Annotated in this window: 22 protein-coding genes; 11 read left to right on the top strand and 11 right to left on the bottom strand. The window is 64.4% G+C overall.

Annotation, left to right across the window (positions count from 1 at the left end; genetic code table 11):
• Positions 1 to 9: 9 nt before the first annotated feature.
• From JQ632_RS10375 to JQ632_RS10415, 9 genes are all read right to left on the bottom strand, one after another.
• Positions 10 to 1,116 (bottom strand): ABC transporter ATP-binding protein, encoded by a 1,107-nt coding sequence (locus JQ632_RS10375; protein WP_212402207.1) that lies wholly within the window; start codon positions 1,114 to 1,116, stop codon positions 10 to 12.
• Positions 1,116 to 2,105: an ABC transporter ATP-binding protein gene (locus JQ632_RS10380; protein ID WP_212402208.1), complete on the bottom strand. Its 990-nt coding sequence runs from the start codon at positions 2,103 to 2,105 to the stop codon at positions 1,116 to 1,118. The genes JQ632_RS10375 and JQ632_RS10380 overlap by 1 nt, the downstream gene beginning before the upstream one ends.
• Positions 2,102 to 2,812 carry a DUF1028 domain-containing protein gene (locus JQ632_RS10385; protein ID WP_212402209.1) on the bottom strand — a complete coding sequence of 237 codons (711 nt, stop codon included), beginning with the start codon at positions 2,810 to 2,812 and terminating at the stop codon, positions 2,102 to 2,104. The genes JQ632_RS10380 and JQ632_RS10385 overlap by 4 nt, the downstream gene beginning before the upstream one ends.
• 15 nt (positions 2,813 to 2,827) lie before the next feature.
• Complete coding sequence (locus tag JQ632_RS10390) at positions 2,828 to 4,630, bottom strand: gamma-glutamyltransferase family protein (RefSeq protein WP_212402210.1); 1,803 nt, start codon at positions 4,628 to 4,630, stop codon at positions 2,828 to 2,830.
• An 88-nt stretch (positions 4,631 to 4,718) separates the two neighbouring features.
• Entirely contained in the window at positions 4,719 to 5,708 is a 990-nt protein-coding gene (locus JQ632_RS10395; protein ID WP_212402211.1) for an ABC transporter ATP-binding protein, read from the bottom strand.
• Positions 5,705 to 6,691 (bottom strand): ABC transporter ATP-binding protein, encoded by a 987-nt coding sequence (locus JQ632_RS10400; RefSeq protein ID WP_212402212.1) that lies wholly within the window; start codon positions 6,689 to 6,691, stop codon positions 5,705 to 5,707. The genes JQ632_RS10395 and JQ632_RS10400 overlap by 4 nt, the downstream gene beginning before the upstream one ends.
• 13 nt (positions 6,692 to 6,704) lie before the next feature.
• Positions 6,705 to 7,676, bottom strand: a complete 972-nt coding sequence (locus tag JQ632_RS10405; RefSeq protein ID WP_212402213.1) for an ABC transporter permease — start codon at positions 7,674 to 7,676, stop codon at positions 6,705 to 6,707.
• 11 nt (positions 7,677 to 7,687) lie between these two features.
• Positions 7,688 to 8,668: an ABC transporter permease gene (locus JQ632_RS10410; RefSeq protein ID WP_212402214.1), complete on the bottom strand. Its 981-nt coding sequence runs from the start codon at positions 8,666 to 8,668 to the stop codon at positions 7,688 to 7,690.
• Positions 8,669 to 8,772: 104 nt separating this feature from the next.
• Complete coding sequence (locus JQ632_RS10415) at positions 8,773 to 10,368, bottom strand: ABC transporter substrate-binding protein (RefSeq protein ID WP_212402215.1); 1,596 nt, start codon at positions 10,366 to 10,368, stop codon at positions 8,773 to 8,775.
• A 392-nt stretch (positions 10,369 to 10,760) separates the two neighbouring features.
• Here JQ632_RS10415 and JQ632_RS10420 point away from each other — a divergent pair, with 392 nt between their 5' ends.
• The 6 genes from JQ632_RS10420 (at position 10,761) to JQ632_RS10445 (ending at position 18,543) form a co-directional block, all read left to right on the top strand.
• Positions 10,761 to 11,018, top strand: coding sequence for a DUF6489 family protein (locus JQ632_RS10420; protein WP_140981208.1), 258 nt, complete (start codon positions 10,761 to 10,763; stop codon positions 11,016 to 11,018).
• Positions 11,018 to 11,818, top strand: a complete 801-nt coding sequence (locus tag JQ632_RS10425; RefSeq protein WP_212402216.1) for a triacylglycerol lipase — start codon at positions 11,018 to 11,020, stop codon at positions 11,816 to 11,818. The genes JQ632_RS10420 and JQ632_RS10425 overlap by 1 nt, the downstream gene beginning before the upstream one ends.
• Before the next feature lie 47 nt (positions 11,819 to 11,865).
• On the top strand, positions 11,866 to 13,416 hold the full coding sequence (locus tag JQ632_RS10430) for a wax ester/triacylglycerol synthase family O-acyltransferase (protein WP_212402217.1): 1,551 nt from the start codon (positions 11,866 to 11,868) through the stop codon (positions 13,414 to 13,416).
• 10 nt (positions 13,417 to 13,426) lie between these two features.
• Positions 13,427 to 14,422: an alpha/beta fold hydrolase gene (locus JQ632_RS10435; RefSeq protein WP_212402218.1), complete on the top strand. Its 996-nt coding sequence runs from the start codon at positions 13,427 to 13,429 to the stop codon at positions 14,420 to 14,422.
• Positions 14,423 to 14,447: 25 nt separating this feature from the next.
• On the top strand, positions 14,448 to 17,684 hold the full coding sequence (locus JQ632_RS10440) for a bifunctional cytochrome P450/NADPH--P450 reductase (protein WP_212402219.1): 3,237 nt from the start codon (positions 14,448 to 14,450) through the stop codon (positions 17,682 to 17,684).
• 184 nt (positions 17,685 to 17,868) lie between these two features.
• Positions 17,869 to 18,543, top strand: coding sequence for a spermidine synthase (locus tag JQ632_RS10445; RefSeq protein ID WP_212402220.1), 675 nt, complete (start codon positions 17,869 to 17,871; stop codon positions 18,541 to 18,543).
• A gap of 20 nt (positions 18,544 to 18,563) precedes the next feature.
• On the opposite strand, the gene JQ632_RS10450 is transcribed toward JQ632_RS10445, so the two are convergent.
• Together JQ632_RS10450 and JQ632_RS10455 are read right to left on the bottom strand one after the other, a co-directional pair.
• Entirely contained in the window at positions 18,564 to 19,028 is a 465-nt protein-coding gene (locus JQ632_RS10450; protein WP_212402221.1) for a nuclear transport factor 2 family protein, read from the bottom strand.
• 128 nt (positions 19,029 to 19,156) lie between these two features.
• Positions 19,157 to 20,077, bottom strand: coding sequence for an alpha/beta fold hydrolase (locus JQ632_RS10455; protein WP_212402222.1), 921 nt, complete (start codon positions 20,075 to 20,077; stop codon positions 19,157 to 19,159).
• 174 nt (positions 20,078 to 20,251) lie between these two features.
• Between JQ632_RS10455 and JQ632_RS10460 the strand changes: the two genes are divergently transcribed.
• The 5 genes from JQ632_RS10460 (at position 20,252) to JQ632_RS10480 (ending at position 24,470) form a co-directional block, all read left to right on the top strand.
• Positions 20,252 to 20,632 carry a hypothetical protein gene (locus JQ632_RS10460; RefSeq protein WP_212402223.1) on the top strand — a complete coding sequence of 127 codons (381 nt, stop codon included), beginning with the start codon at positions 20,252 to 20,254 and terminating at the stop codon, positions 20,630 to 20,632.
• Entirely contained in the window at positions 20,629 to 21,711 is a 1,083-nt protein-coding gene (locus JQ632_RS10465) for an alpha/beta hydrolase (RefSeq protein ID WP_212402224.1), read from the top strand. The genes JQ632_RS10460 and JQ632_RS10465 overlap by 4 nt, the downstream gene beginning before the upstream one ends.
• Positions 21,708 to 22,301: a GNAT family N-acetyltransferase gene (locus JQ632_RS10470; protein WP_212402225.1), complete on the top strand. Its 594-nt coding sequence runs from the start codon at positions 21,708 to 21,710 to the stop codon at positions 22,299 to 22,301. The genes JQ632_RS10465 and JQ632_RS10470 overlap by 4 nt, the downstream gene beginning before the upstream one ends.
• Positions 22,302 to 22,538: 237 nt before the next feature.
• Entirely contained in the window at positions 22,539 to 22,994 is a 456-nt protein-coding gene (locus JQ632_RS10475) for a phasin (RefSeq protein WP_212402226.1), read from the top strand.
• Between the two features lie 189 nt (positions 22,995 to 23,183).
• Positions 23,184 to 24,470 (top strand): DUF445 domain-containing protein, encoded by a 1,287-nt coding sequence (locus JQ632_RS10480; protein WP_212402227.1) that lies wholly within the window; start codon positions 23,184 to 23,186, stop codon positions 24,468 to 24,470.
• The last annotated feature ends 165 nt before the right edge of the window (positions 24,471 to 24,635 follow it).

Below are 24,635 nucleotides of genomic sequence, written 5' to 3' on the forward strand. Positions count from 1 at the left end.
TAGCTTCGGCTACATCGTCGGTGGCGATGCATCTTGTATACCAACCCCGGAGGCATCAGCGCCTTCCGTCTTTCGGCTGAAAGCCGCGACCAATTTTGCAAGCGCGGGCGAAAACCCGCCGCCTTTGGGCAGGATCGCGCCGGGCGGCGGGAGTTCCGCCACGCGATGGCAGGCGGTCGCGTGACCGGTGCCGTCGGCGACGAGCTGCGGCTCCTCGCGGCGGCAGCGGTCGATTACAAAGGGACAGCGGGTGTGGAAGCGGCATCCCGAGGGCGGATTAAGCGCGCTCGGCATCTCGCCCTGGAGCAGGATCGTGCTGCGCTTGGCTTGCGGCTGGGGCACGGGGATCGCCGACAGCAGCGCGCGGCTGTAGGGATGGCGCGGCGCAGCGAACAGCGCATCCGCCTCCGCAGTCTCGACGATGCGGCCGAGATTCATCACGGCGACGCGGTCGGCAATGTGCTTGACCACCGCGAGGTCGTGCGAGACGAAAATATAGGCAAGCCCGAGCCGGTCCTGGAGCTCGCGCAGCAGGTTGAGGATCTGCGAGCGTATCGAGACATCGAGCGCCGAGACCGGCTCGTCGCAGATGATCAGTTTCGGTTCGACCGCGAGCGCGCGGGCAATCGCGATGCGCTGGCGCTGGCCGCCGGAGAATTCGTGCGGGTAACGCAGTGCCAGCCGCGGTTCGAGCCCCACCAGCCGCAACAGCTCCTCGACACGCTGGCGTCGCTGGGTGGCCGGCAGCAGATCGTGCAGTGCCAGCGGTTCGGTCAGGATCTGGCCGACCGTCATGCGCGGGTTGAGTGAGGCGTAGGGATCCTGGAATATGATTTGCGCCTGACGGCGGAACGCACGTAGCGCGCTGGCATCGAGCGCAAGCAGGTCGCGGCCCTCGAAGCGGATTCTTCCGGCGTCCGGCTCGATCAGGCGCAGCACGAGGCGGCTGACGGTCGACTTGCCGCAGCCGGACTCGCCGACCAGCGCCAGCGTCTTGCCGGCTTCGAGCGAAAAGCTCACGCCATCGACCGCTTTGATATGCGCGCGCGGACGGCCAAGCAGGGAGCGTTCGGCGACGAAGTGTTTGACCAGGCCGTCGACCTCGAGCAGCGCCATCAGGACACCAGGCGTTCGAGCGGTGCGCGGATGCAGCGCGACAGATGGCCGTGGCCGACCTCGGCGAGCGGTGGTGGCGCCTTCGTGCAGGCCTCCAGCACGAACGGACAGCGCGCGGCAAAACGGCAGCCCGATGGCGGCTGCGCCATGTTCGGCACCATGCCTTCGATGGTGGCAAGCTGCTCCGCGCGATGATCGAGCCGGGGGATCGAGCCGAGCAGGCCGACGGTGTAGGGATGCTGCGGCGCTGCAAACAGCTCATCCACCGGCGCGCGCTCGACGATCTCGCCGGCGTACATGACCGCGACCTCGTCGCAGACTTCGGCGACGACGCCGAGATCGTGGGTGATGAGAATGATGGCGGCGCCGCTCGCCGCCTTCAACTCGCGCATCAGCTCCAGGATCTGTGCCTGGAGCGTGACGTCAAGCGCCGTCGTCGGTTCGTCCGCGATGAGAAGACGCGGATCGCAGGCCAGCGCCATCGCGATCATCACGCGCTGGCGCATGCCGCCGGAGAGCTTGTGCGGATATTCGTCGATGCGCCGCTCGGGCGAGGGGATGTGGACCCGGCGCAACAGCTCGATCGCCCGCTCCCGCGCGCTCTTCCGCGAGCCGCCACGGTGGCGCAAAATGCTCTCGATGATCTGGTCGCCGATGGTAAAGCTCGGGTTGAGCGAGGTCATCGGCTCCTGGAAGATCATCGCCAGCCGATTGCCGCGCAGGTCGCGCAGGGTCTGGTCGGGCGCCTGCAGCAGGTCAAAACCGTCGAAGCGGATCGCACCGGTGACCTCCGCGCTTTGCTTCGGCAACAGCCCCATGATCGCGAGCGACGTCACGCTTTTGCCGCAGCCGGATTCGCCGACGATGCCGAGCGTCGCGCCATTGGCGACGCTGAGGTCGATGGTGTCGACCGCATGGGTGACGCGGCCATCGTCGCCGTGGAAGCGGACACGCAAGCCCTCGATCTCGATCAGGGGCGCGGCGCTCATTGCTGGTTCGCGCGTGCTGCGGCGATGCGGGCGTCGATGACGCTCCGGTCGGTGATGCCAGCCGGATTCTGCCGCGTCGGCATGGATTTTTGGAAGTGGACCCAGAGCTCCTGGCTGACCTTCTCGAGCCGCTCGAGCTCGGCGAGCGGATCGGGATGGTCGTCGGCGCGCAGGTCGAGCGCCGACCACTCCTCATCGCCGTGGATCAGGAGTGCCGCCGATTGCTTGCCGCGCTTGTCGCCGCCAGCCGCTTCACCCGCGCGCATCGCCGTGAGCAGGCGGCGCGGGAAGGGCAGGCTGTCATTGGCGATATAGGTCTTCGCGGTCTCGTCGAGCACATCGGGACCCGCCAGCATGTTGCCGGCGATGGAGAAGCCGCTGCCGGCAATATGGCCGCACCAATCGATGCAGTCGCGGCCGGTGTGGGCGGCGATTGCACCGCTGGCGTCCATGATGTGGACCTGCCGGCTATCGCGGCCGTCATCGGTTGCGAGCAACGCGGCAAGAACGTCGTGCGCGTTCAGGCCCTCGCGCAACAGCTTGACGCCATCGATGCCGTAATAGGGATTGACGAAAGCCTGCGTCGCGATGGCGCCGACGCCTGCGGCGATGAAGGGCACGCGCGCGCCGACGGCGAAGAATTTGGTCGCAACCGCGATGCCGAATTGGCCCGTCACATTGTCCTTGGCGATGATCGACCAGGTCATGGGCGTTGTCCGTGATCAGCGTCCCGCCGCGTAGCCCTGCATGCCGCGCGGATTGGCGGCGGCGCGTCGGCGCAGGCCGACACGCGAGGCCGCGGTGAGGCGGCCCTCCGACCAGTCGGGGCCGATTTCGACGATGTGGCCGCGTTCGCGCAGGTTTTCGATCGTCGTCTTGGGCACGCGGTTCTCGACCACGAGCACGCCGGGGCGCGCGGTGCGCGGCCAGAACGAGATCGGGAAATGCTCGGAGTGCCAGGCCGGCGCGTCGATCGATTCCTGGAGATTGAGATTGCAGTGGACGTGGCGCAGGAAGAACTGCGTGATCCATTGGTCCTGCTGATCGCCGCCCGGCGAACCCCAGGCCAGATACGGCTCGCCGTCGCGCAATGCCATGGTCGGCGAGAGCGTGGTGCGCGGCCGCTTGCCCGGTGCGAGCGCCCCCGGATGACCTTCATCGAGCCAGAACATCTGCGCCCGGCTGCCGAGACAGAAGCCGAGTTCCGGGATCACGGGCGAGGATTGCAGCCAGCCGCCCGACGGCGTCGACGAGACCATGTTGCCGGCCTTGTCGATGATGTCGAAATGCACGGTATCGCCGCGCACCTCGCCGAAACGGCCGACCGTCGGCTCGCCGGCGCCGAGCGCGCCGACCGCCTCGCGCTGCCCCTCGGCGCGCCGTAGCTTGACGACGCCGCCAAAACCCTCGACGGAGCCGGGACGAAAATCGAGCGACGCCTTGTCGGTGACGAGCTTGCGGCGTTCGTCGTTGTAGGCATCGGACAGTAACGTTGTGATCGGGATCTCGTTGAACTTTGGATCACCGTAAAACTTCTCGCGATCGGCAAAGGCGAGTTTTGCGCATTCGATCTGGAGATGGATGAACTCGGGCCCCGTCGGGTCGAGCCCGTCGAGCGCAAAGCCCTTCAGGAGAGCAAGCTGTTGCAGCGTCACCGGGCCCTGGCTCCAGACGCCGGCCTTGCACACGGTGTAGCGGCCATAGTCGTAGGTGAGGGGGACCTCGACGGTCGGCTGCCAGCGGGCCATGTCGTCGGCGGAGAGCACGCCGCGGTGCGGCGAGCCGGTGACGTCCATCACCTCCTGGGTACGGCAGAACTTGTCGATGGCTTCAGCCACAAAGCCCTGCGACCAGGCTTTTCGCGCGCGCTCGATCTCGGCGTCACGGCTGTCGCCGCTGCTTTCGGCTTCCTTGAGGATGCGGGCATACGTGTCGGCGAGCGTCTTGTTGGTGAAAAGCGTGCCGGGTGTCGGCACCTTGTCGTTAGGCAGATAGACCGCTGCCGAGGTCGGCCAGTATTTCCGGAACAATTGCTCGACGGTCTGGATGGTGGCACTGGCGCGTTCGACCAGCGGGTAGCCGTCGCGCGCATATGATATCGCCGGCTCCAGTACGTCGCGCAGGCGCAGCGTGCCGTAGTCGCGGAGCAGCATCATCCAGGATTCGAAGGTGCCGGGAACGCAGGCTGCGAGCAGCCCGGTGCCGGGCACCATGTCGAGCCCTTCGCTCCTGTAGTGCGCGATCGTGGCGCGCGCCGGTGCCGGGCCCTGGCCGCAGATCACCTCGGTGCGGCCGCGCTTGACGTCATGCACGATGATGGGCACGTCGCCGCCGGGACCGTTCAGATGCGGCTCGACCACCTGCAACGTGAAGGCGGTCGCGACGCCGGCATCGAAGGCGTTGCCGCCTTTTTCCAGAATGCCCATGCCAACAGCGGTGGCGATCCAGTGCGTGGAGGCGACGACCCCGAACGTGCCGTCGATCTCGGGCCGGGTCGTAAAAGGATCTGGATTGATGTTGGCCATGTGCGTTTGCTTTTCTTATGTCGGGCGGGCGCAATTGATCACAGGCGGGGCCTGCTGCCAATTGTTCCCAAAGCATGGCTCAGGCGCGTCACGCCGGGACCGGCGCGGTGTTGACGGCATGGCAGGCGACGCCTTCGATCAGTTTTGGCGCCTCCTTGCGACAGAGGTCGAAGGCCAGCGGGCAGCGCGGATTGAAGGCGCAGCCGGGCGGCGGATCGATCGGGTTCGGGATCTCACCCTTCACGGGGATGCGCTGCCGGCCGGACATGGCGAGATCAGGCACCGCGCCCAGCAGCATCTTGGTGTAGGGCATGCGGGGACGGGCGAACAGCTCGCGCCCCTCCGCGATCTCGACGATGCGGCCGAGATACATCACGCCGACGCGGCTCGCCATGTGGCGGACCACGGCGAGGTTGTGGCTGATGAACATGTAGGTGAGGCCGAACTTGTCCTGGAGATCGCGCATCAGGTTCAGGATCTGGGCCTGCACCGAGACGTCGAGCGCCGAGGTCGGCTCGTCGCAGACGATGAACTCGGCATCGGACGCCAGCGCGCGCGCGATCGCGATGCGCTGGCGCTGACCGCCGGAGAATTCATGCGGATACTTGAGCCGGTCGTCGGGATGGAGCCCGACAAGGCTCAGCAGTTCGCCCACACGGGCCTGGATGTCGCGCTCGCCCTGGATCAGGTCAAAGGCGCGGATCGGCTCGGCGATGATGGCATCGACCCGGAAGCGCGGATTGAGACTGGCATAGGGGTCCTGAAAAATCATCTGGATGCGCCGGCGCAGGCGCCGACGCGCCGGGGCCTGTTTCGGATCGGTCATCGAGACGCCGTCGATCAGCACCTCGCCGGAGCTTGGCGGCAACAGCCCGACCACCATCCGCGCCACCGTGGTCTTGCCGGAGCCGGACTCGCCGACAAGCGCAAAAGTCTCGCCCTTCCTGATCTCGAAGGTGACGCCGTCGACGGCCTTGAGATATTCGAGATGCCCGCCTTCGAGCACCCGGTTGAGCCACGGCTTTGAGACATCGAAGACGCGGCGAAGGTCCTTGGCCTGGACGAAGGGCGCGCTCATGCCGCGTTCTCCGCGGGCGCCTTGTCATAGAGATGGCAGGCGACTGATTGCGCACCCTGGCGCAGCGGCTCGGGCCGCTCGACGCGGCATCGGTCGAAGGCGAAGGCGCAGCGTGGATTGAACGAGCAGCCGCGCGGGATCGCCGACAGCCGCGGCATGGAGCCCGGAATCTGCACCAGGCGCTTGTCGTCGCCCGCGAGCGTCGGGATCGCGCCCATCAACCCCTTGGCATAGGGATGCAGCGGGTTCTTCACGACGTCCTGCACGGGGCCGATCTCGGCGACGCGCCCGGCATACATCACCGCGACGCGATCGGAGGTTTCCGCGATCACGCCCATGTCGTGCGTCACCAGCATCACGGCCGTGCCGTGGTCGCGCCCGAGACGCTTGATCAGCGAGATGATCTGCGCTTGCACCGAGACGTCGAGCGCGGTGGTCGGCTCGTCCGCGATGATCAGCTCCGGCTCGGCGCAGATCGCGAGTGCGATCACCACGCGCTGGCGCATGCCGCCGGAGAATTCGTGCGGGTAGCCGTCGATGCGCTTCTCCGGCGCGGGAATACCGACCTCGGCGAGCAGGTCAATGGCGCGGCGCCGCGCGGCCTGCTCCGAGAGATTCAGATGCGTGCGGATCGTCTCCACGATCTGATCGCCGACCCGGTAGAGCGGGTTGAGCGAGGTCAGCGGATCCTGAAAGATCATGCCGATGCGTTTGCCGCGCACGCGGCGCATCTCTTCCGGCGGCAGATTGTCGATGCGCATGCCCGACAGGTGGATCTCGCCGCCGGCGATGCGGCCGGGGGGATCGATCAGGCCAATGACCGCGAGCCCGGTCACGGATTTGCCGGCGCCGGATTCGCCGACCACGCCCAGCACCTCGCCCTTGGCGATGTCCAGGGAAACGCCGTCGATGGCACGCAGCGTGCCGCGGCGGGAGGCGAACTCGACCTGAAGATTACGGACGGAGAGAACGGTGTCGGTCATGGGCGAGGCGTACTCATCGAAGCTTCGGGTTGAGCGCGTCGCGCAGCCAGTCGCCGAGCAGGTTGATGGAGAGGATCAGCGCGGCAAGCGCCAGGCCGGGGAAGGCGACGATCCACCATTCGCCGGCGAACAGATAATTGTTGCCGATCCGGATGAGGGTGCCGAGCGAGGGCATGGTGTCGGGCAGGCCGACGCCGAGGAAGGACAACGTCGCCTCGGTAATGATGGCCAGCGCGAGGTTGATCGTGGCGATCACCAGGATCGGGCCCATCGTGTTCGGCAGCACGTGGCGCAGCATGATCTTTGGTGCGGGCAGGCCGATCAGCTGTGCGGCAGCCACATAGTCCTTGTTCTTCTCGACCATCACGGAACCGCGCACCGTCCGGGCATATCCCACCCAGAAGCTCAGCCCGATCGAGATCACCAGCACCACCAGCATGCTGTTGGCATCCAGCCTGTTGCCGAGGATCGATTTTGCGATGCCATTGACCAGCAGCGCGATCAGGATGGCGGGGAAGGTGAGTTGCACGTCGGCGATCCGCATGATCACGCCGTCGACCGCGCCCCCGAAATAGCCGGCGATCAGGCCGAGCGCGATGCCGAGGGCGCCGGCGAAGACCACGCCGGCCACGCCGACGGCGAGCGAGATGCGTAACCCGTAGAGGATCGCGGAGAACACATCGCGGCCCTGCTCATCGGTGCCGAGCAGGAACGGACTCTGGCCGTCGGCGGTCCAGAGCGGTGAGATGCGCGAGTTCAGCAGTTGAAGCTGCGCCGGATCGAACGGGTTCTGTACCGCGAGCGCGGATGCAAAGATCGCGAGCAGGAAGAACAGCACGGTAATGGCCGCCGCCACCATGGTCAGCTTGGAGCGGCGAAACGAATAGAAGATGTCGCTGTCGAGCGCGCGGCTGAGCCAGCCGCGGGCGGCATGCGTCGGCAGCGCATTCGGCTTGTCGGAATTGGAGGCGACTGCGTCGGACATGCAAGGCTGCCTTATGCCGCGCGGCCCACGGTCGAGCGCAGGCGCGGATCGACCACGGTGTAGAGGATGTCGACCGCCAGATTGATGGTGACGAAGATCAGCGAAACCATCAGCAGGTAGGCGGCCATGATCGGGATATCGACGTTTTGCACGGCCTGCACGAACAGAAGTCCCATGCCCGGCCATTGGAACACGGTTTCAGTGATGATCGAGAATGCAATAACCGAGCCAAACTGCAGTCCGGCCACCGTGATCACGGGAATGAGCGTGTTCTTCAGCGCGTGGCCGAAATGGACGGCGCGGGTGGTCAGCCCGCGGGCGCGGGCGAAACGAATATAGTCGGTTCGCAACACTTCCAGCATCTCCGCGCGCACCAGCCGCATGATCAGGGTCATCTGGAACAGACCGAGCGTGATCGAGGGCATGATCAGCGCTTTCAGGCCCGACAGCGTGAGCAGGCCCGTGGTCCACCAGCCGAGCTTGACCACCTCGCCGCGGCCGAACGAGGGCAACCAGCCCAATGTCACGGCGAACAGATAGATCAGGAGGATGCCGATCAGGAAGGTCGGCAGCGAGATGCCGATCAGCGAAACGGCCTGGAACAACTTAGCGAGCATGGTGTCGCGCTTGAGGGCCGAATAGACGCCCATCAGGATGCCGAGCACCATTGCGAATATGGTGGCGCAGATTGCAAGTTCCAGCGTAGCGGGCATACGCTCCATCAACAGCGTCGAGACCGGCTGGCGGAACTGATACGAGACGCCGAATTTGAACTGCGCGGCATCGGCGAAATAGCGCACGAACTGCACCGGCACGGGATCATCGAGGCCGAGCGATTTGCGCACGACTTCGCGTTCGGCCGCCGACGTGTCGATCGAGACGATCTGGTTGACGGGGTCACCGGCGAAGCGGAACATCGAGAACGCGATGATGCCGACTGCGAACATAACGCCGATGGCCTGAACGGCGCGGCGAAGAGTGAAAGCGAGCATTCCTTCCACTTTCCTTGAGTGAGCTTCTGGTCGACGACTTTGTCAGCCGGAAAAGGAAAGGTCCCGGAAGCCTGACGCTGCCGGGACCTTGTGTTCAACTGACGCTATTCCTGCTTGGTCGCCCAATGGAACATGACCAAATTGTCGGCGCGCTGCGGCAGCTTGACCTTTTTTGATACGCCCCAGGCGAGCGCCTGCTGGTGCAGCGGGATGTAGGACCAGTCCTTGATGCCGATCGCGTAGGCCTCCTTGATCAGCTGGTTGCGCTTCTCGGTGTCGGTTTCGACCAGCACCTTGTCGGTGATGGCGTCGAATTCCTTGTTGCAGTAGCCGCCGAGATTAGCCTCGCCCCGCGAGGATTTCGCATCGTCGCGACAGCCCATGATGTCATAGAGCACGTTGTGGGAGTCCATCGTGCTCGGCGTCCAGCCCAGCAGATAGAGCGAGGTCTGGTAGCCGCCTTGCTTCAGCACCTTGGCGAAGTATTGCGCCTTCGGCTGCGCCAGCAGATTGATCTTGACGCCGATGCGGGCGAGCATGCCGACGACCGCCTGGCAGATCGCGGCGTCGTTGACGTAACGATCGTTCGGGCAATCCAGGGTGACCTCGAAGCCGTCGGGATAGCCGGCTTCGGTCAGCAGCTTCTTGGCTCCATCAGGATCGAATTTCGGGCGCGTGAAGCTCTTGGACAGTGCGAACAGTTCGGGCGCGATCATCAGCGCCGACGGCGTCGACAGACCGCGCATCACGCGCGTCTTGATCAGCTCGATATCGATCGCCTTGTAGAAGGCTTCGCGGACGCGGACGTCCTTGAATGGGTTCTTGCCCTTGACGCTGGAGTAGAGCAACTCGTCGCGGATCTGATCGAAGCCGATGAAGATGGTGCGCAGCTCCGGCCCCTTCAGCACCTGGGCATTCGGGCTCGAATCGACGCGGGAGATGTCCTGGATCGGCACCGGCTCGATGACGTCGACTTCGCCCGAGAGCAGGGCGGCGACGCGGGTGGCATCGGAGGCGATCGGGGTGAAGATGATCTCCTTCAGGTTACCCTCGACCTTGCCCCAGTAGTTGGGATTGGCCTTGAACACCGTCTTCACGCCGGGCTGATGGCTTTCGATGATGAAGGGCCCGGTGCCGTTCTCGTTCAGCGAGGCGTAGCTCGGCGTGGTCGCCGCCACCGGCGTCGGATCGACGACGTTGTTCGCCTCGGCCCATTTCTTGTCCATGATGTACCAGACGTCCCACGAATTATGCAGGATGGGATTGGGCGAGGGCAGGATGAAATCGACGGTGTAGTCGTCGACCTTGACGACCTTGACGTCGGGCGCAAGCCGGGTCTGCATATTTGAGCCCTTCTTGCGGACGCGGTCGGCCGAGAACAGCACGTCGTCGGCGGTGAAGGGGTCGCCGTTGTGGAATTTCACACCCTTGCGCAAATGGAAGCGCCAGCGGGTCGGCTCTGGAGTTTCCCAGCTCTCTGCCAGCGCCGGAATGATCTTGAGGTCCTTGTCGCGCGCGGTGAGGCCTTGATAGACGTGGCCGAGATGGGCGTGGGTGGTGCTCTCGTTGAGGGTATAGGGATCGAGCGACTTCAGGTCACCCTGGTTGGCATAGCGCAGCGTCTGGCTGGACGCCGGCGACACCGTCAACGCAAGCACACCGGCGAGCGTCGCCGCAAACACACTTCGACCGACTGACATTCTTGACCTTCTCCGCTCTGCTGCGCCGGTGATTTTTGGTTGTCGGCGGAGCTGATTAATCCATGTTGCCCAGAGTTCTCGACCCGTGCAAGCGCGATTCCAGCAAGGAACGCGCCAACTTGCGCCGCTGTGCAGCAATGCTGACCTGTAAGGTTTAGAGGCAGGGCCGAGCGCGCGACATTCGACTTTCGCCGTGCGGAATGAAGGGGCGGGAGCGACGCTGGCGGCCATCGATCCCCGGTTGGGTGGCACATGCCGGAGGGCACGATTTGATTGACCATATCCGGCAATTGGGGGGAGGGTCGCCTGCGGCCGGCATCAGGTCGCTTGCGTCGCACCACAACTCGCGGTGATACTGTGTCACGCCGCTCGAATCCGCTTTTGGAGGGGACATGAAGGTTAACATCGAAATCGACTGCACCCCCCTCGAGGCGCGTCAGTTCTTCGGCCTGCCCGATGTGATGCCGATGCAGACCGCCGTGATGGACAAGCTGCAGCAGCAGATGATGTCCAACATCGATAAGGTCTCGCCTGAATCACTGCTGCAGAGCTGGTTCACGTTCGATCCAAAACTCGCCGAACGGTTCCAGGATATGTTCATCACCATGGCGGGCCTGGGCGGGACGCGCAGCAGCGACAAGAAGAAATAATGCCGTCGGACTCACACGAAGCGCGGGCCTCGAGCCGGCTTCGTCCGCCGAGCCTCGGCCTCATGCTTGCGGAGGCGCGGGGGCTGTTCGAGCTCAATGCCAGCCTGGTTCTGTCGCCATTGTTGATGCGCGCGCCGCGGGGCGACGGCCATCCGGTACTCGCGCTGCCCGGCTTCCTCGCAAGCGATCTTTCGATGGTGCCGATGCGCCGCTATCTCCGCGAACTCGGCTATGACGCCCAGGCCTGGCGGATGGGCCGTAATCTCGGCGGGTTTGCACGGATGCGGGACGCGCTGCGGGCCCGTCTTGCCGAGATCCACCGGGAGACCGGACGCAAGGTCAGCCTCGTCGGATGGAGCCTCGGCGGCGTCTATGCCCGCGACCTCGCGCTCCAGGCGCCCGACATTGTCCGCTACGTCGTCACCCTCGGCAGCCCTTTTGCCAACGACGTGCGGGCGACCAATGCGACGCGGCTCTACGAAATGCTGTCGGGCGAGCGGGTCGAGGATTATGCCGAACTGCGAGAGGCGATCGGGGGTGAGCTGCCGGTACCGTCCAGCTCGATCTATTCCCGCGCCGACGGCATCGTGAACTGGCGGACCTGCCTGTTGCATCCCTCCGAGCAGGCCGAGAACATCGAAGTGCTGTTCGCCAGCCATATCGGCCTCGGCGTCAACCCGGCGGCGCTCTGGGCGGTGGCCGATCGCCTGGCCCAGCCCGAGGGGGAGTTCTGGCCGTTTGACCGGGCGGGCCCGTTTGCCATTGCATATGCTCCGCCGGACCCTAAAGTACCGACTTGAGAAGAAGCGCCGGAAAGGCGCCCGTTAAGAATTTTCGGGAGGGAACTATGGCTGACGGTAAGAAGCTGTCGTCACTGGACGCGTCATTTCTGTATCTGGAAACGCCGGAAATGCCGATGCATGTCGGCAGCATGGCCATCTTTCGTCTCCCCGACGACTACAAGGGCGACTTCTTCGAAGACTTCAAGGCGATGATCGTCTCGCGCCTGCACATCGCGCCGATCCTGAAGGCGCGGCTGGAGAAGGCGCCGCTCGACATCGACCATCCCTCCTGGGTCGAGGACGATCAGTTCGACATCGATCGCCACATCTTCCGCGCCAGCCTGCCGGCGCCGCGCGACCGCGCCACGCTCGAGCGCATCGTCGGCTGGATGCATGCCAAGCTCCTGAACCGCGCGCGCCCGCTCTGGGAGTTCTACGTGTTCGAGGGCATGAAGAACAACGAGGTCGGCCTCTATTCCAAGATGCACCATGCCGCCATCGACGGCGGTGCCGGTGCGGCGCTGACCAGCATGATCTACGACATCTCGCCGATTCCGCGGACGGTCGATCCGCCGACGGCAGGCGCCAAGGCCGGACAGGAGCCGCGCGACATCGCGGCAAATCTGCTCGATTCCTATCAGCAGCTTTTCAGCCAGCCACTCGATGCGTCGCAGGCCGCCAAAAACCTGCAACTGCCGCGGACCGGAAAGAGCGACATCGGCTCGATCCTGTTCGACAATGCGATGTACCAGATCGAGAGCGCGGTGCGCTTCGCCGGCAACATCCCGACGGTGCTCAAGAGCGTCTCGGACGTGCTCGGCAAGGTCACTGATCCCAAGTCGCGCGAGAGCCTCGCGAGCATGGTGTCACCGCCGACCATTCTCAACAAGACGATCTCGTCCGAGCGGAGCTTTGCCGGTGTTTCGATTTCGCTGTCGCGATCGAAGGCGCTCGCCAAGCAGGCCGGCGGCAAGCTCAACGACGTGGTGCTGGCGCTCGCCTCCGGCGTGGTCCGGCGCTACCTCAAGCAGTACGGCACGCTGCCGCCGAAATCGCTGACCGCGGCGGTGCCGATCTCGCTGCGCGAGGAGGGCAACACCGAGGCCAACAACCAGGTGTTCGGCATGATCTGCTCGATCGCCACCAATATCGAGGATCCCAAGGAACGGCTGGAAGCAATCATCGCGCAGTCGACCAAGTCCAAGGAGATGTCGCACCCGCTTCGCGCGCTGATGCCGCAGGTTTCCAACATCTCGATGCTGGGCGCGCCGATCATGGTGCAGATCCTGGCGCTGCTCTACAGCCGCTCCAATTTGTCGGACGTGCTGCCGCCGGCCGCGAACATCACGGTCTCCAACGTGCCGGGACCGCGGCAGACGCTGTATGCCGCGGGTGCAGAGCTGTTGCACATCTTCCCGGTGTCGATCTCGACCCACGGTCAGGCCCTCAACATCACCGTGCAGAGCTATCGCGATCAGCTTGACTTCGGCTTCATCGTTGGCGCCAACATCATCCCGCATGTGCAGGTGATGTGCGACATGCTGCCGGAGGAGTTCGCCGCGCTGGAGGCGGCCTACGACCCGCCGGCAGCCGACATCAAGGGCGCCGCCGAATAGGACGTTTGCAATGATTGAAATGCCGCCGCTCAAGTTCGTGCAGACGAACGGAATCCGCATGGGCTATTACGAGGCTGGCCCGACAACCGACAGGCCGCCGATGGTGCTCTGCCATGGCTGGCCCGAGCTTGCCTTCTCATGGCGTCACCAGATCAAGGCGCTGAGCGAGACCGGAATCCGCGTGATCGCGCCCGACCAGCGCGGCTATGGCGCGACCGATCGGCCCGAGGCGGTTGAGGACTATGACCTCGAACATCTCACCGGCGATCTCGTCGGACTCCTTGATCATCTGAACATCGAAAAGGCGATCTTCGTCGGCCACGACTGGGGTGGCTTCGTCGTCTGGCAGATGCCGCTGCGGCATCCCGCACGCGTCGCCGGCGTCGTCGGTGTCAACACCCCGCATTGGGACCGCGCGCCGGCCGATCCGATCGCGCTGTTCCGCCAGCGCTTCGGCGATCACATGTACATTGTCCAGTTCCAGGATCCGGGGCGTGAGCCCGACCGGATTTTCGGCAGCCGCGTCGAGCAGACATTCGACGCGTTCATGCGCAAACCGGTCGCGCGCCCCGCGGGTACGCCGGAGGAAGAGCCGATTGCCGGCATTGGCGCCTCGGCCCGGATCAACCTGGCGTTTCCGCAGATGATTGCGAACTACGACGCGAAGCATGATCCGCGCACGCCGATCCTGTCGGAGGACGAGAAGAAGGTGTTCGTCGATACCTTCACGAAGACCGGCTTCACCGGCGGCATCAACTGGTACCGCAACTTCACCCGCAACTGGATGCGCTCGGCGGGATTGGACCATCACGTCCACGTGCCTTCGCTGATGATCATGGCCGAGAACGACGCCGTGCTGCCGCCGTCAGCAGCCGACGGCATGGAGAAGCTCGTGCCGGACCTGGAGAAGTATCTGGTCAAGGACAGCGGCCATTGGACGCAGCAGGAAAAGCCGGAGGAGGTCAGCGCCAAGCTGATCGAATGGCGTAGAAGGCGGTTCGGCTAACGCCGAGCAGGGGGACTACAGGTCAATGTCATCCAAGAATCGTTTGAACCCGATTCCGCATCCGCCCACCAAGCCGGTGGTCGGCAACATGCTGTCGCTGGACTCGGCGGCGCCCGTGCAGCACCTGACACGGCTCGCCAAGGAGCTGGGGCCGATCTTCTGGCTCGACATGATGGGCGCGCCACTCGTCATCGTCTCCGGCCACGATCTCGTCGACGAGCTCTCCGACGAGAAGCGGTTCGACAAGGCGGTGCGCGGCGCGCTGCGGCGCGTGCGTGCGGTCGGCGGCGACGGCCTGTTCACCGCTGACACCAACGAGCCGAACTGGAGCAAGGCGCACAACATCCTGCTGCAGCCGTTTGGCAACCGCGCGATGCAGTCGTATCACCCGAGCATGGTCGACATCGCCGAGCAGCTCGTCAAGAAATGGGAGCGGCTCAATGCCGACGACGAGATCGACGTCGTCCACGACATGACCGCGCTCACGCTCGACACCATCGGCTTGTGCGGCTTCGACTACCGATTCAACTCGTTCTACCGGCGTGACTACCATCCCTTCGTCGAGTCGCTGGTGCGCTCGCTCGAAACCATCATGATGACCCGCGGCCTGCCGTTCGAGCAGCTTTGGATGCAGAAGCGGCGCAAGACCCTGGCCGAAGACGTCGCCTTCATGAACAAGATGGTCGACGAGATCATCGCGGAGCGGCGCAAGAACGCGGAGGCGATCGACGACAAAAAGGACATGCTGGCCGCGATGATGACCGGCGTCGACCGCTCCACCGGCGAGCAGCTCGACGACATCAACATCCGCTACCAGATCAACACGTTCCTGATCGCGGGCCACGAGACCACCAGCGGCCTCTTGTCCTATACGCTTTATGCGCTGCTCAAGCACCCCGACATCCTGAAGAAGGCCTATGACGAGGTCGATCGCGTCTTCGGCCCCAATATCGACGCCAGGCCGACCTATCAGCAGGTGACGCAGCTCACCTACATCACGCAGATCCTGAAGGAAGCCCTGCGGCTGTGGCCGCCGGCGCCCGCCTATGGCATCTCGCCATTGAAGGACGAGACGATCGGCGCCGGCAAGTACAAGCTCAGGAAGGGCACCTTCACCACGATCCTGGTGACCGCGCTGCATCGCGACCCCAGCGTCTGGGGTCCCAACCCCGACAATTTCGATCCCGAGAATTTTAGCCGCGAGGCGGAAGCAAAACGTCCGGTCAATGCCTGGAAGCCGTTTGGCAACGGCCAGCGCGCCTGCATCGGCCGCGGGTTTGCCATGCACGAGGCCGCGCTCGCGCTCGGCATGATCCTCCAGCGCTTCAAGCTGGTCGACCATCAGCGCTACCAGATGCACCTGAAGGAAACGCTGACGATGAAGCCGGAAGGCTTCAAGATCAAGGTTCGCCCGCGGGCTAATCGCGAGCGCGGCGCCTATGCGGGACCGGCGGCGGCCACAGTGAGCACGGGCGGATCCGCGCCGCGCGCGACGACGCGGCCGGGCCACAACACGCCGCTGCTCGTGCTCTACGGCTCCAATCTCGGCACCGCCGAGGAAATGGCGGCGCGGGTCGCCGACCTCGCACAGGTCAACGGCTTTGCCAGCAAGCTCGCGCCGCTCGATAATCATGTCGGCAGGCTGCCGACGGAAGGCGGCGTGCTGATCTTCTGTGCCTCCTATAATGGCGCTCCGCCGGACAACGCCACGCAGTTCGTGAAGTCGCTGCATGGCGACCTGCCGAAGGATGCCTTTGCCAACGTGCGTTATGCCGTGTTCGGCTGCGGCAACAGCGACTGGGCGGCGACCTATCAGTCCGTGCCGCGCTTTATCGACGAGCAGCTCGCCGCCCACGGCGCGCGCAGCGTCTACGCGCGTGGCGAGGGCGACGCGCGCAGCGATCTCGACGGCCAGTTCGAGAAGTGGTTTGCCTCGGTCGCGCCGGCGGCGATGAAGGAGTTCGGGCTGGCCGCGAATTTCAGCCGCAGCGCCGACGACGAGCCGCTCTACAGGGTCGAGCCGGTGGCGCCGGGTGCGGTCAATGCGATCGCGGCACTCGGCGGCACCGCGGCGATGAAGCTCGTCGCCAACAACGAGCTGCAGAACAAGGAAGGCCCCAATCCGTCGGAGCGCTCCACCCGTCACATCGAGGTGCAGTTGCCGCCCGGCGTGATCTATCGCGTCGGCGACCATCTCAGCGTCGTGCCGCGCAACGATCCCGCGCTGGTCGATGCGGTCGCGCGCCGCTTCGGTTTCCTGCCCGCCGACCAGATCAGGCTCGGCGTCGCCGAAGGCCGCCGCGCGCAACTGCCGGTCGGCGAGACCGTCTCGGTTGGCCAGCTCCTCACTGATTTTGTCGAGCTCCAGCAGGTCGCGACGCGTAAGCAGATCCAGATCATGTCGGAGCACACGCGCTGCCCGGTGACCAAGCCAAAACTGCTGGCGTTCGTCGGCGACGAGGCGGAGGCCGGCGAACGCTATCGCAGCGAGATCCTTTCAAAGCGCAAATCGGTGCTCGACCTGCTCCTGGAACATCCTGCCTGCGAATTGCCGTTCCACGCCTATCTGGAAATGCTGTCGCTGCTCGCGCCGCGCTATTATTCGATTTCGTCCTCGCCCTCGGTGGACCCTGCGAGTTGCAGCGTCACCGTCGGCGTTGTCGAGGGACCGGCCGCCTCCGGTCGTGGCACCTACAAGGGCATCTGCTCGAACTATCTCAGCGATCGCCGCGTCGGCGACACCATCTATGCCACGGTGCGCGAGACCAAGGCCGGCTTCCGCCTGCCTGACGATTCAGCCGTGCCGATCATCATGGTCGGCCCGGGCACCGGGCTCGCGCCGTTCCGCGGCTTCCTGCAGGAGCGCGCTGCGCGGAAGGCGAAGGGGGCGACGCTGGGGCCCGCGATGCTGTTCTTCGGCTGCCGCCATCCGGACCAGGACTTTCTCTACGCCGATGAGCTGAAGTCGCTGGCTGCCGGCGGCATCACCGAACTCTTCACGGCCTTCTCTCGCGCCGACGGACCGAAGACCTATGTGCAGCACGTGCTTGCCGCGCAGAAGGACAAGGTCTGGCCCCTGATCGAACAGGGCGCGATCGTCTACGTCTGCGGCGACGGCGGCAAGATGGAGCCGGACGTGAAGGCCGCGCTCGTTGCGATCTATCGCGAGAAGACCGGTAGCGATGCCGCCGCCGGCGCACGCTGGATCGAGGATCTCGGTACCAAGAACCGCTACGTGCTCGACGTCTGGGCGGGCGGCTAGCCGCGGATTGCGGGATCGTAGGGTGGGTTAGCTGTGCGGCTGCGCGAAGCGCGGGCCGCGCGGCGTAACCCACCTCTTTGGTCTCCGCGGTGACAGAAGTGGTGGGTCACGCTTGGCGGATTGCGCCTTGCGCAACCGCTACGCTAACCCACCCTACGCATTTCGATCGTGCTAAACGTCTCCCATGATTCCCTGGGTCAAACTCGATACCGCGCGCATTCCCGGCACCAAGGACGAGCTCCGTCTGATGCGTCGCGGCAAGGAGTTCTCGATCAAGCTCGGGACCAACGAGCTGATGAACAGCCGGCTGTCGGGCTCGGAGGTGGCGCTCGCCACGCTGGCGGCCAAGAAGATCGAGAAGGTCACAAAGCCGCGCGTGCTGATCGGCGGGTTGGGCATGGGGTTCACGCTGCGCGCCGCGCTTGGCGCGCTGGGAAGCAAAGCGCAAATCGTGGTGGCCGAGCTGGTTCCGGAGGTTGTCGCCTGGGCGCGCGGGCCGATGGCGGAGATTTTTGGCGACAGCCTGGACGACCCCCGTGTGGATATTCGCGAGGCGGATGTGGCAGGAGTCATCCAAAAGCATCCGCTGACCTTCGATGCCATCCTGCTCGACGTCGACAACGGCCCCGAAGGTCTGACCCGCAAGGCAAATGACGCGCTGTATGATGCCGCCGGGTTGAAGATTGCGCACGCCGCATTGCGGCGCGACGGGGTGCTTGCCGTCTGGTCGTCCGGACCGCATCCGAAATTCACGAACCGGCTTCAACAGGCCGGATTTGTCGTGAACGAAGTTGCCGTCCGCGCCACCGGCAGAGGCGGCGGCGCGCGGCACGTGATCTGGATCGCGAGGAAGAACTAGGGTGGTTGCCCACCCTGCCGTCAGAACATCGTGTTGTTGTTCGCGGGATTTTCGGGGATCGGTTGAACGACGTCCCAGTGCTCGACGATCTTGCCGTTTTCGAGCTTGAAGATGTCGACGATCGCGTTGCCCCTGGTGCCGGGCTCGCGAACGGCGTGAACGTGAAGAATGACGTAATCGCCGTCCACGAATGAGCGCTTGATCTCGCTGTGCGAGTTCGGAAACTTCTCGCGCAGGAAGCCGATGAATTTGCGGAAGCCGTCCGGACCATCGGCGGCGTTTGGATTGTGCTGGACGTAACGGTCGCCGACATGGGCGAGGGCTGCATCCGCGTCCTTCTGATTGAGGCCCTTCTCGTAGAAGGCAAGCACGGTCTTGCGATTGGCTTCTTCTTGCGCGCTGGCGGCAATCGCGGCGCCGTTGGCGACGGACAGCATGAGCATTGAAGCGGCGACCATTGCAGCGGACCGGACGATGAGATGCATGTGAGCTCCGAGAGGCCGCAGCCTCTTTCTTGCGATTGAGGGAGGCCTGTATAGCTTTCGTGCCGGCTTACGTTAAGGGAGTAACCGGCAGCTCACATGGTCACTGGGAGGAGACCGTGTGCGTCGCTCTACGCCGCCTTCGCCGCCGCTCGATGGGCGTGCTCGTCGATCGCGCCGATAATCTCGGGCCAGAACCGCGCCGGCAGCGCGTGGCCCATGCCGTCGATCATCAGGAGCTTTGCGTTCGGGATCGAGGCCGCCGTGTCCTTGCCGCCCTCGGGGCGCACCAGCGGATCGACGGTGCCGTGAATCACCAGCGTCGGCGCAGTTACCTTGTGCAGCCGCTCCTTGCGGCTGCCGGAGGCGAGCACCGCGCGCAACTGGCGGCCGACGCCGGCCGGGTTGAGGCCGCGGGCAAAGGTGCGCTCGGCGCGGCCGGGATCGAGGGCTTCCTCCTCGGGAAAGCTTCCGGCGCGCAACACTTTCCACGTCTGGCCGAAGCGCGCGATGTATTCCTCCTTGCTGCGCGGCGGCGGTGCCATCAGCATCGCCGCGGCTTCCCTGGTCGGCGGCGGCACCCGCGGGTTGCCGGTGGTCGACATGATCGAGGTGAGCGAGCGGACGCGCAGCGGAAACGACAGCGTGACCTCCTGCGCGATCATGCCGCCCATGGAGGCGCCGACCAGATGCGCGGACTTGATGCCGAGCACGTCCAACAGCCCGACGGTATCCTTCGCCATGTCGAGGAGCTTGTAGGTCGCGGCCACCGGAATCCTCAGGAACCGGAGTTTTAGCAGCTCGAACGGCGTCAGCCGCTTGCCACCCGTCATGTGGCTCGACTTGCCGATGTCGCGATTGTCGAACCGGATCACGCGAAAGCCGCGTGCGGCAAGCTTTTCGCAGAACGCGTCGTCCCAGTGGATCATCTGGGCCCCTAAGCCCATGATCAGCAGCAGCGGCTCGGCATTCGCATCGCCAAAAATCTCGTAGCAGATGTCGATGCCGTTGGCGCGCGCGATCTGCGGCGGTTGATGGGCAGAGGCGTTCACGGACCGCTCCTTGAAACCGGTTGGACGACGTCAGTTCTATCGCATGGTTTGCCGTCGCAAAGAAGCCTTGCGCGCGACGCCGTGCCGCTTCTCCCCGGTTGACCGGCTCGTCACAACGGTGTGGTATGGCGAAAAAGAAGGGCAGCCAAATGCCCTCGTGAGTGGAGGACGCCGATGACCGACAAGATCAACGACCCCGTTGCCATGTGGCAGAAGATGGTTGGCGAGATGGAGAAGGGGTTCAACTCCTTTGCCAATCAGGCCATGTCGTCGCCGGAATTCTCGCAGGCCATGAACCGGGCTGGCGGCGTTGCTGCAGGTGCTCAGAAGCAGTTCGGCGATCTCATGGAGAAATATCTTCTCTCGATGAATCTGCCGAGCCGGGAGCAGATGACCGGTATTGCCGAGCGGCTTCAGTCCATTGAAGGACAACTGGGCGAGATCAAATCGATGCTGAGCCAGATGTCGGCTGGTTCCGGCGCGCCGCAAAGCGGCACCATACCGCGGCCGCCGCGCACCAAACGCCCGCCGTCGGACAGTGGAGAGCAAAGATGAACGCGCCGACGGGACTTGATTTCGCATCGATCCCGGAACGCATCCAGTCCGAGGTGCAGCGCGCGATCCAGCGCAGCATCAAGGGCGTCGAATATTTCTCGACCTCCGGCCCGACGCTCGGATCGACGCCGAAGGACGTGCTGCATTCGCGCGGCACCATGAACCTCTATCACTACCGGCCGCAGTCAGACGAAATCTACCGCATTCCGGTGCTGATCGTGATGGCGACCACAAACCGCGGCTACATCCTCGATCTCGTGCCGGGCCAGAGCTTCATCGAGTTCCTGCTCAAGCGCGGCTACGACGTCTACATGCTGGACTGGACCGCGCCGCGCCCGGAAGAGAAGAGCCTGCGCATGGAGGACTATGTTCTCGACTTCATCCCGGACTGCGTCCGCCGCGTGCAGCAGGATTCCGGCGAAAAGGACGTCTCGGTCATCGGCTATTGCTTCGGCGGCGTGCTCTCGCTGCTCTATGGCTCGATCTTCAACGACGGGCCGATGAAGAATCTGATCTGCTTCACCACGCCGATCGATTTTCGCGAGATGAAGCTGTTCTCGAATTTTTCCGACCGTCGTTATTTCGACGTCGACCGCCTCGTCGACAGTGTCGGCAACGTGCCGCCGGAGATGATCCTGTCGTCCTTCGAGATGCTGCGCCCGGCCTCGCGCACCGTCAGCCAGATCCAGCTCTGGGAGAACATTTGGAACGACGAGTTCGTAAAGTCATACCGGATGTTCGACCGCTGGGCGACCGACACGCTGCCGCTCGCGGGTGAATATTTCCGCGCCATCACCAAGGACCTGATGTGGGACAACAAGCTGTTCAACGACAACATGTCGGTGGGCGGGCGCGCGGCAAAGCTCGCGAACATCAAGGTGCCGATCCTGCACGCGGTCGCCGAGCACGATCACATCGTGCCCTATGATGCCGCAAAGCATCTGATCACCAAGATCGGCTCGACGGACAAGGAGGAGGTGATGCTGAAGGGCGGTCACGTCTCCCTCGTCGCCGGCGCCAATGCAATCAAGCGGCTATGGCCGAAACTGGACTCCTGGTTGGGAAAGAGATCGATATGAGCGAAGTGCGTTCCTACCCGCGTCACGTCAAGACCGACGCCGGTGATATCGAGATCCGCGTGATGTCGCCCGCGGACGAGCCTGCGGTGCTGGCCTTCGGCCAGGCGCTGCCGACCCATGATCTCCTGTTCCTGCCGCGCAACATCAGCCAGCCAAAGGTGCTGTCGGCCTGGGTCAAGGAGATCGAGCGCGGGGCGATCACGAGCCTGCTCGCGGTGAAAGACGGCAAGGTCGTGGGCTGCGGCACGTTGGTGCGCGATCCGCATTCCTGGTCGCCGCATGTTGGCGAGATCCGGATGGTGGTTTCCGTGGACGTGCGCGGGAAGGGGGTCGGGCGGGCGCTGTCGCAGGAGACGTTTGCCCTGGCCCTGGGCGCCGGTCTCGAAAAGCTCTCGGTGCAGATGACGGTCGATCAGCAGGCGGCGATCGCGCTGTTCGAGAGCCTCGGCTTCAAGGCCGAGGCGCTGCTCAGGGACCATGTCCGGGACGTCGACGGCAAAACCCACGACATCGTCGTGCTCGGGCACAACATTGCGCAGGTCCAGGCCCAGATGGAGGCCTATGGGCTGCCAGGCGCCGTCCAGCACTAAATCAGGCGCCGTCCAGCGCTGAAAGTCCCCGGCTCGCGGGTTGAGCATCCCCGGGTTCCCCCAACTGGCCACGGAGGCGGCAGGTTGCCACTCGTTAAGGCTGTTCACGATTTCGTGATGTCGCATCGCAACACGATTGTTGCGTCGCAACATTAACTATGCGATATAGGGGATGCCCCGGGCCAATCCGGACGGGGTGAGCCCATAGCTCAGCCCATTGAGGATGGAGAGAACCCCATGACCACCGAGACCAATTCTGCTTTCGACGGCATCAAGGACGCCCTGAAGAACATCCAGAACCTGGAAGTTCCCGAGGCAGCCCGTGAGTTCGTCAAGAAGACCGCCAACACCGCGAAGGATCGCGCTGCCGAAGTGTTCGCTGGCTCCGAGCGGGTGACCGCCGCCATCGAGAACGCGGCGACGGAGTCCGTCACCGAAGCCGGCAAGATCAGCCGCAACATCCAGCAGGCGATCTTCCAGGACGCCGAGGCGTTCTTCGCCGGCATCGAGAAGCTCGCTTCCGCGAAGTCGCTCAACGAAGCCGTCCAGATCCAGTCGGACCTGCTCCGTGCCCGTGGCGAAGTGTTCGTCTCGCGCGCCAAGGCGACGACCGACTATCTCGGCAAGCTCGCCGCCAACAGCGCGAAGTCCGCTCAGGACAACTTCGCGAAGGTCTACAACAAGACCGCCTGATTGCGCGTCGCGTTGAAACCGTAATTTTAAGGCCCGCTTCGGCGGGCCTTGTTTTTTGTGCAGTCACAACTCGTCATTCCGGGGCGATGCGAACCATCGAACCCCAATGCGCAATTGCGCATTGTGGAATCTCGAGATTCCGGGTTCGGTCCTGCGGACCGCCCCGGAATGACGTACTCTGAAATGGTCATGACCCCGCCCGCCACCTTCTCCTTCGATACCCCCGGCGACGCGCAGCGCGCGGCGGAGCTGCGACGCGTGAAGGCGTTGGCGACACTGGTGCTGGCCTCGACGCTGGCGCTGTTCGTGATCGCGAAGTGGCTCCTCAACGTGCATCCGGTGTTCGGCTTCATCGCGGCGTTCGCGGAAGCCGCCACCATCGGTGGCCTCGCCGACTGGTACGCCGTGGTCGCGCTGTTCAAGCGCCCGCTCGGCCTGCCGATCCCGCACACAGCGATTATTCAGAGCAATCAGCAGCGCATTGCCGAAAAACTTGGCGAGTTCATCGAGGTGCATTTCCTGGAAGCGGCGCCGGTCGAAGCCAAGCTGAAGCAGATCGATTTCGGCTCCTTCGTCGCCGACTGGCTGCGCGACCGCAAGCGTAGCGACGACCTTGCGCGCTTCGCGCTGCGCCTGCTGCCGGAGGCGGTGTCCGCCACCGAGACCTCCGGCCTGATGACCTTCATCATCCGCCGCATGTCGTCGCAGCTCCAGTCGATCGATCTCGCGCCGCTTGCCGCCGGCACGCTGCGCGGCTTCGTCGAGGAGGGGCGGCACCAGGTCCTGTTCGACGATCTCCTGCGCGTGATGCACGACACGCTGACGGGTACGGAGACCATGGCGATGATCCGCGAAAAGATCCGCGCGGAGCTGCCGACCCTGCTGCGGTTCTACCGCGCCGACAAATTTCTGGTGAACAAGATCGTGGCGTCGGCGACCGCGTTTTTCGACGAGGTGCGCAGCGATCCCAAACATCCGTTCCGCAGCGAGTTCGACCGCATGGTGCTGACCTTCGTCGATCGGCTCGGCACCGACCAGACCTATATCGACCGCATCGACGGATTGAAGCGCGATCTGCTCGCGCGTCCCGAGCTTGCCGATCTCGCGCGCACGGTGTGGGCCAACACGCGCGCCTTCATCGAGCGTAGCGCATCCGGCGAGACGCAGGTGCTGCAGCATCATCTCGCGGGCATGTTCGTCGCGGCCGGCGAGGCACTCGCGGGTGACGCCGAGTTGCGCGGCGAGATCAACAAGGGGCTGGTCGCGGTGCTGCGCAGCTTCATCGCCGATCAGAAGAGCGGCGTCTCGACCTTCATCTCCGACCAGGTCAAGTCCTGGAATATGGCGCAGCTGATTTCGCTAATCGAAATCAACATCGGCCGCGACCTGCAATACATCCGTTTCAACGGTTCGCTGATCGGTGGCCTCGCGGGCCTGGCGCTTTACTCCGTAGAATTCCTGCTTCGAATGCTGTGACTTTTGCGTCACGGACGTTAGCATTAACGCGTGGGCCTATTGTGGCCTTGCGCCTCACCCGCTTGAATGTCGGGAACCGGCCGCCTAGCTGATTCATGTTGCGCTGCGGAACGATCAAGAAGCCGGCGTATTGGAATTCTCACCCACACGCCGTCGCGATTCGCG

Source organism: Bradyrhizobium liaoningense, assembly GCF_018130955.1.
Classification (GTDB): domain Bacteria; phylum Pseudomonadota; class Alphaproteobacteria; order Rhizobiales; family Xanthobacteraceae; genus Bradyrhizobium; species Bradyrhizobium liaoningense_C.

Excerpts from the sequence above, each read along its gene's own strand:
- JQ632_RS10375 (WP_212402207.1), bottom strand. The coding sequence starts at position 1,116 with ATGGCGCTGCTCGAGGTCGACGGCCTGGTCAAACACTTCGTCGCCGAA.
- JQ632_RS10380 (WP_212402208.1), bottom strand. The coding sequence starts at position 2,105 with ATGAGCGCCGCGCCCCTGATCGAGATCGAGGGCTTGCGTGTCCGCTTC.
- JQ632_RS10385 (WP_212402209.1), bottom strand. The coding sequence starts at position 2,812 with ATGACCTGGTCGATCATCGCCAAGGACAATGTGACGGGCCAATTCGGC.
- JQ632_RS10390 (WP_212402210.1), bottom strand. The coding sequence starts at position 4,630 with ATGGCCAACATCAATCCAGATCCTTTTACGACCCGGCCCGAGATCGAC.
- JQ632_RS10395 (WP_212402211.1), bottom strand. The coding sequence starts at position 5,708 with ATGAGCGCGCCCTTCGTCCAGGCCAAGGACCTTCGCCGCGTCTTCGAT.
- JQ632_RS10400 (WP_212402212.1), bottom strand. The coding sequence starts at position 6,691 with ATGACCGACACCGTTCTCTCCGTCCGTAATCTTCAGGTCGAGTTCGCC.
- JQ632_RS10405 (WP_212402213.1), bottom strand. The coding sequence starts at position 7,676 with ATGTCCGACGCAGTCGCCTCCAATTCCGACAAGCCGAATGCGCTGCCG.
- JQ632_RS10410 (WP_212402214.1), bottom strand. The coding sequence starts at position 8,668 with ATGCTCGCTTTCACTCTTCGCCGCGCCGTTCAGGCCATCGGCGTTATG.
- JQ632_RS10415 (WP_212402215.1), bottom strand. The coding sequence starts at position 10,368 with ATGTCAGTCGGTCGAAGTGTGTTTGCGGCGACGCTCGCCGGTGTGCTT.
- JQ632_RS10420 (WP_140981208.1), top strand. The coding sequence starts at position 10,761 with ATGAAGGTTAACATCGAAATCGACTGCACCCCCCTCGAGGCGCGTCAG.
- JQ632_RS10425 (WP_212402216.1), top strand. The coding sequence starts at position 11,018 with ATGCCGTCGGACTCACACGAAGCGCGGGCCTCGAGCCGGCTTCGTCCG.
- JQ632_RS10430 (WP_212402217.1), top strand. The coding sequence starts at position 11,866 with ATGGCTGACGGTAAGAAGCTGTCGTCACTGGACGCGTCATTTCTGTAT.
- JQ632_RS10435 (WP_212402218.1), top strand. The coding sequence starts at position 13,427 with ATGATTGAAATGCCGCCGCTCAAGTTCGTGCAGACGAACGGAATCCGC.
- JQ632_RS10440 (WP_212402219.1), top strand. The coding sequence starts at position 14,448 with ATGTCATCCAAGAATCGTTTGAACCCGATTCCGCATCCGCCCACCAAG.
- JQ632_RS10445 (WP_212402220.1), top strand. The coding sequence starts at position 17,869 with ATGATTCCCTGGGTCAAACTCGATACCGCGCGCATTCCCGGCACCAAG.
- JQ632_RS10450 (WP_212402221.1), bottom strand. The coding sequence starts at position 19,028 with ATGCATCTCATCGTCCGGTCCGCTGCAATGGTCGCCGCTTCAATGCTC.
- JQ632_RS10460 (WP_212402223.1), top strand. The coding sequence starts at position 20,252 with ATGACCGACAAGATCAACGACCCCGTTGCCATGTGGCAGAAGATGGTT.
- JQ632_RS10465 (WP_212402224.1), top strand. The coding sequence starts at position 20,629 with ATGAACGCGCCGACGGGACTTGATTTCGCATCGATCCCGGAACGCATC.
- JQ632_RS10470 (WP_212402225.1), top strand. The coding sequence starts at position 21,708 with ATGAGCGAAGTGCGTTCCTACCCGCGTCACGTCAAGACCGACGCCGGT.
- JQ632_RS10475 (WP_212402226.1), top strand. The coding sequence starts at position 22,539 with ATGACCACCGAGACCAATTCTGCTTTCGACGGCATCAAGGACGCCCTG.
- JQ632_RS10480 (WP_212402227.1), top strand. The coding sequence starts at position 23,184 with ATGACCCCGCCCGCCACCTTCTCCTTCGATACCCCCGGCGACGCGCAG.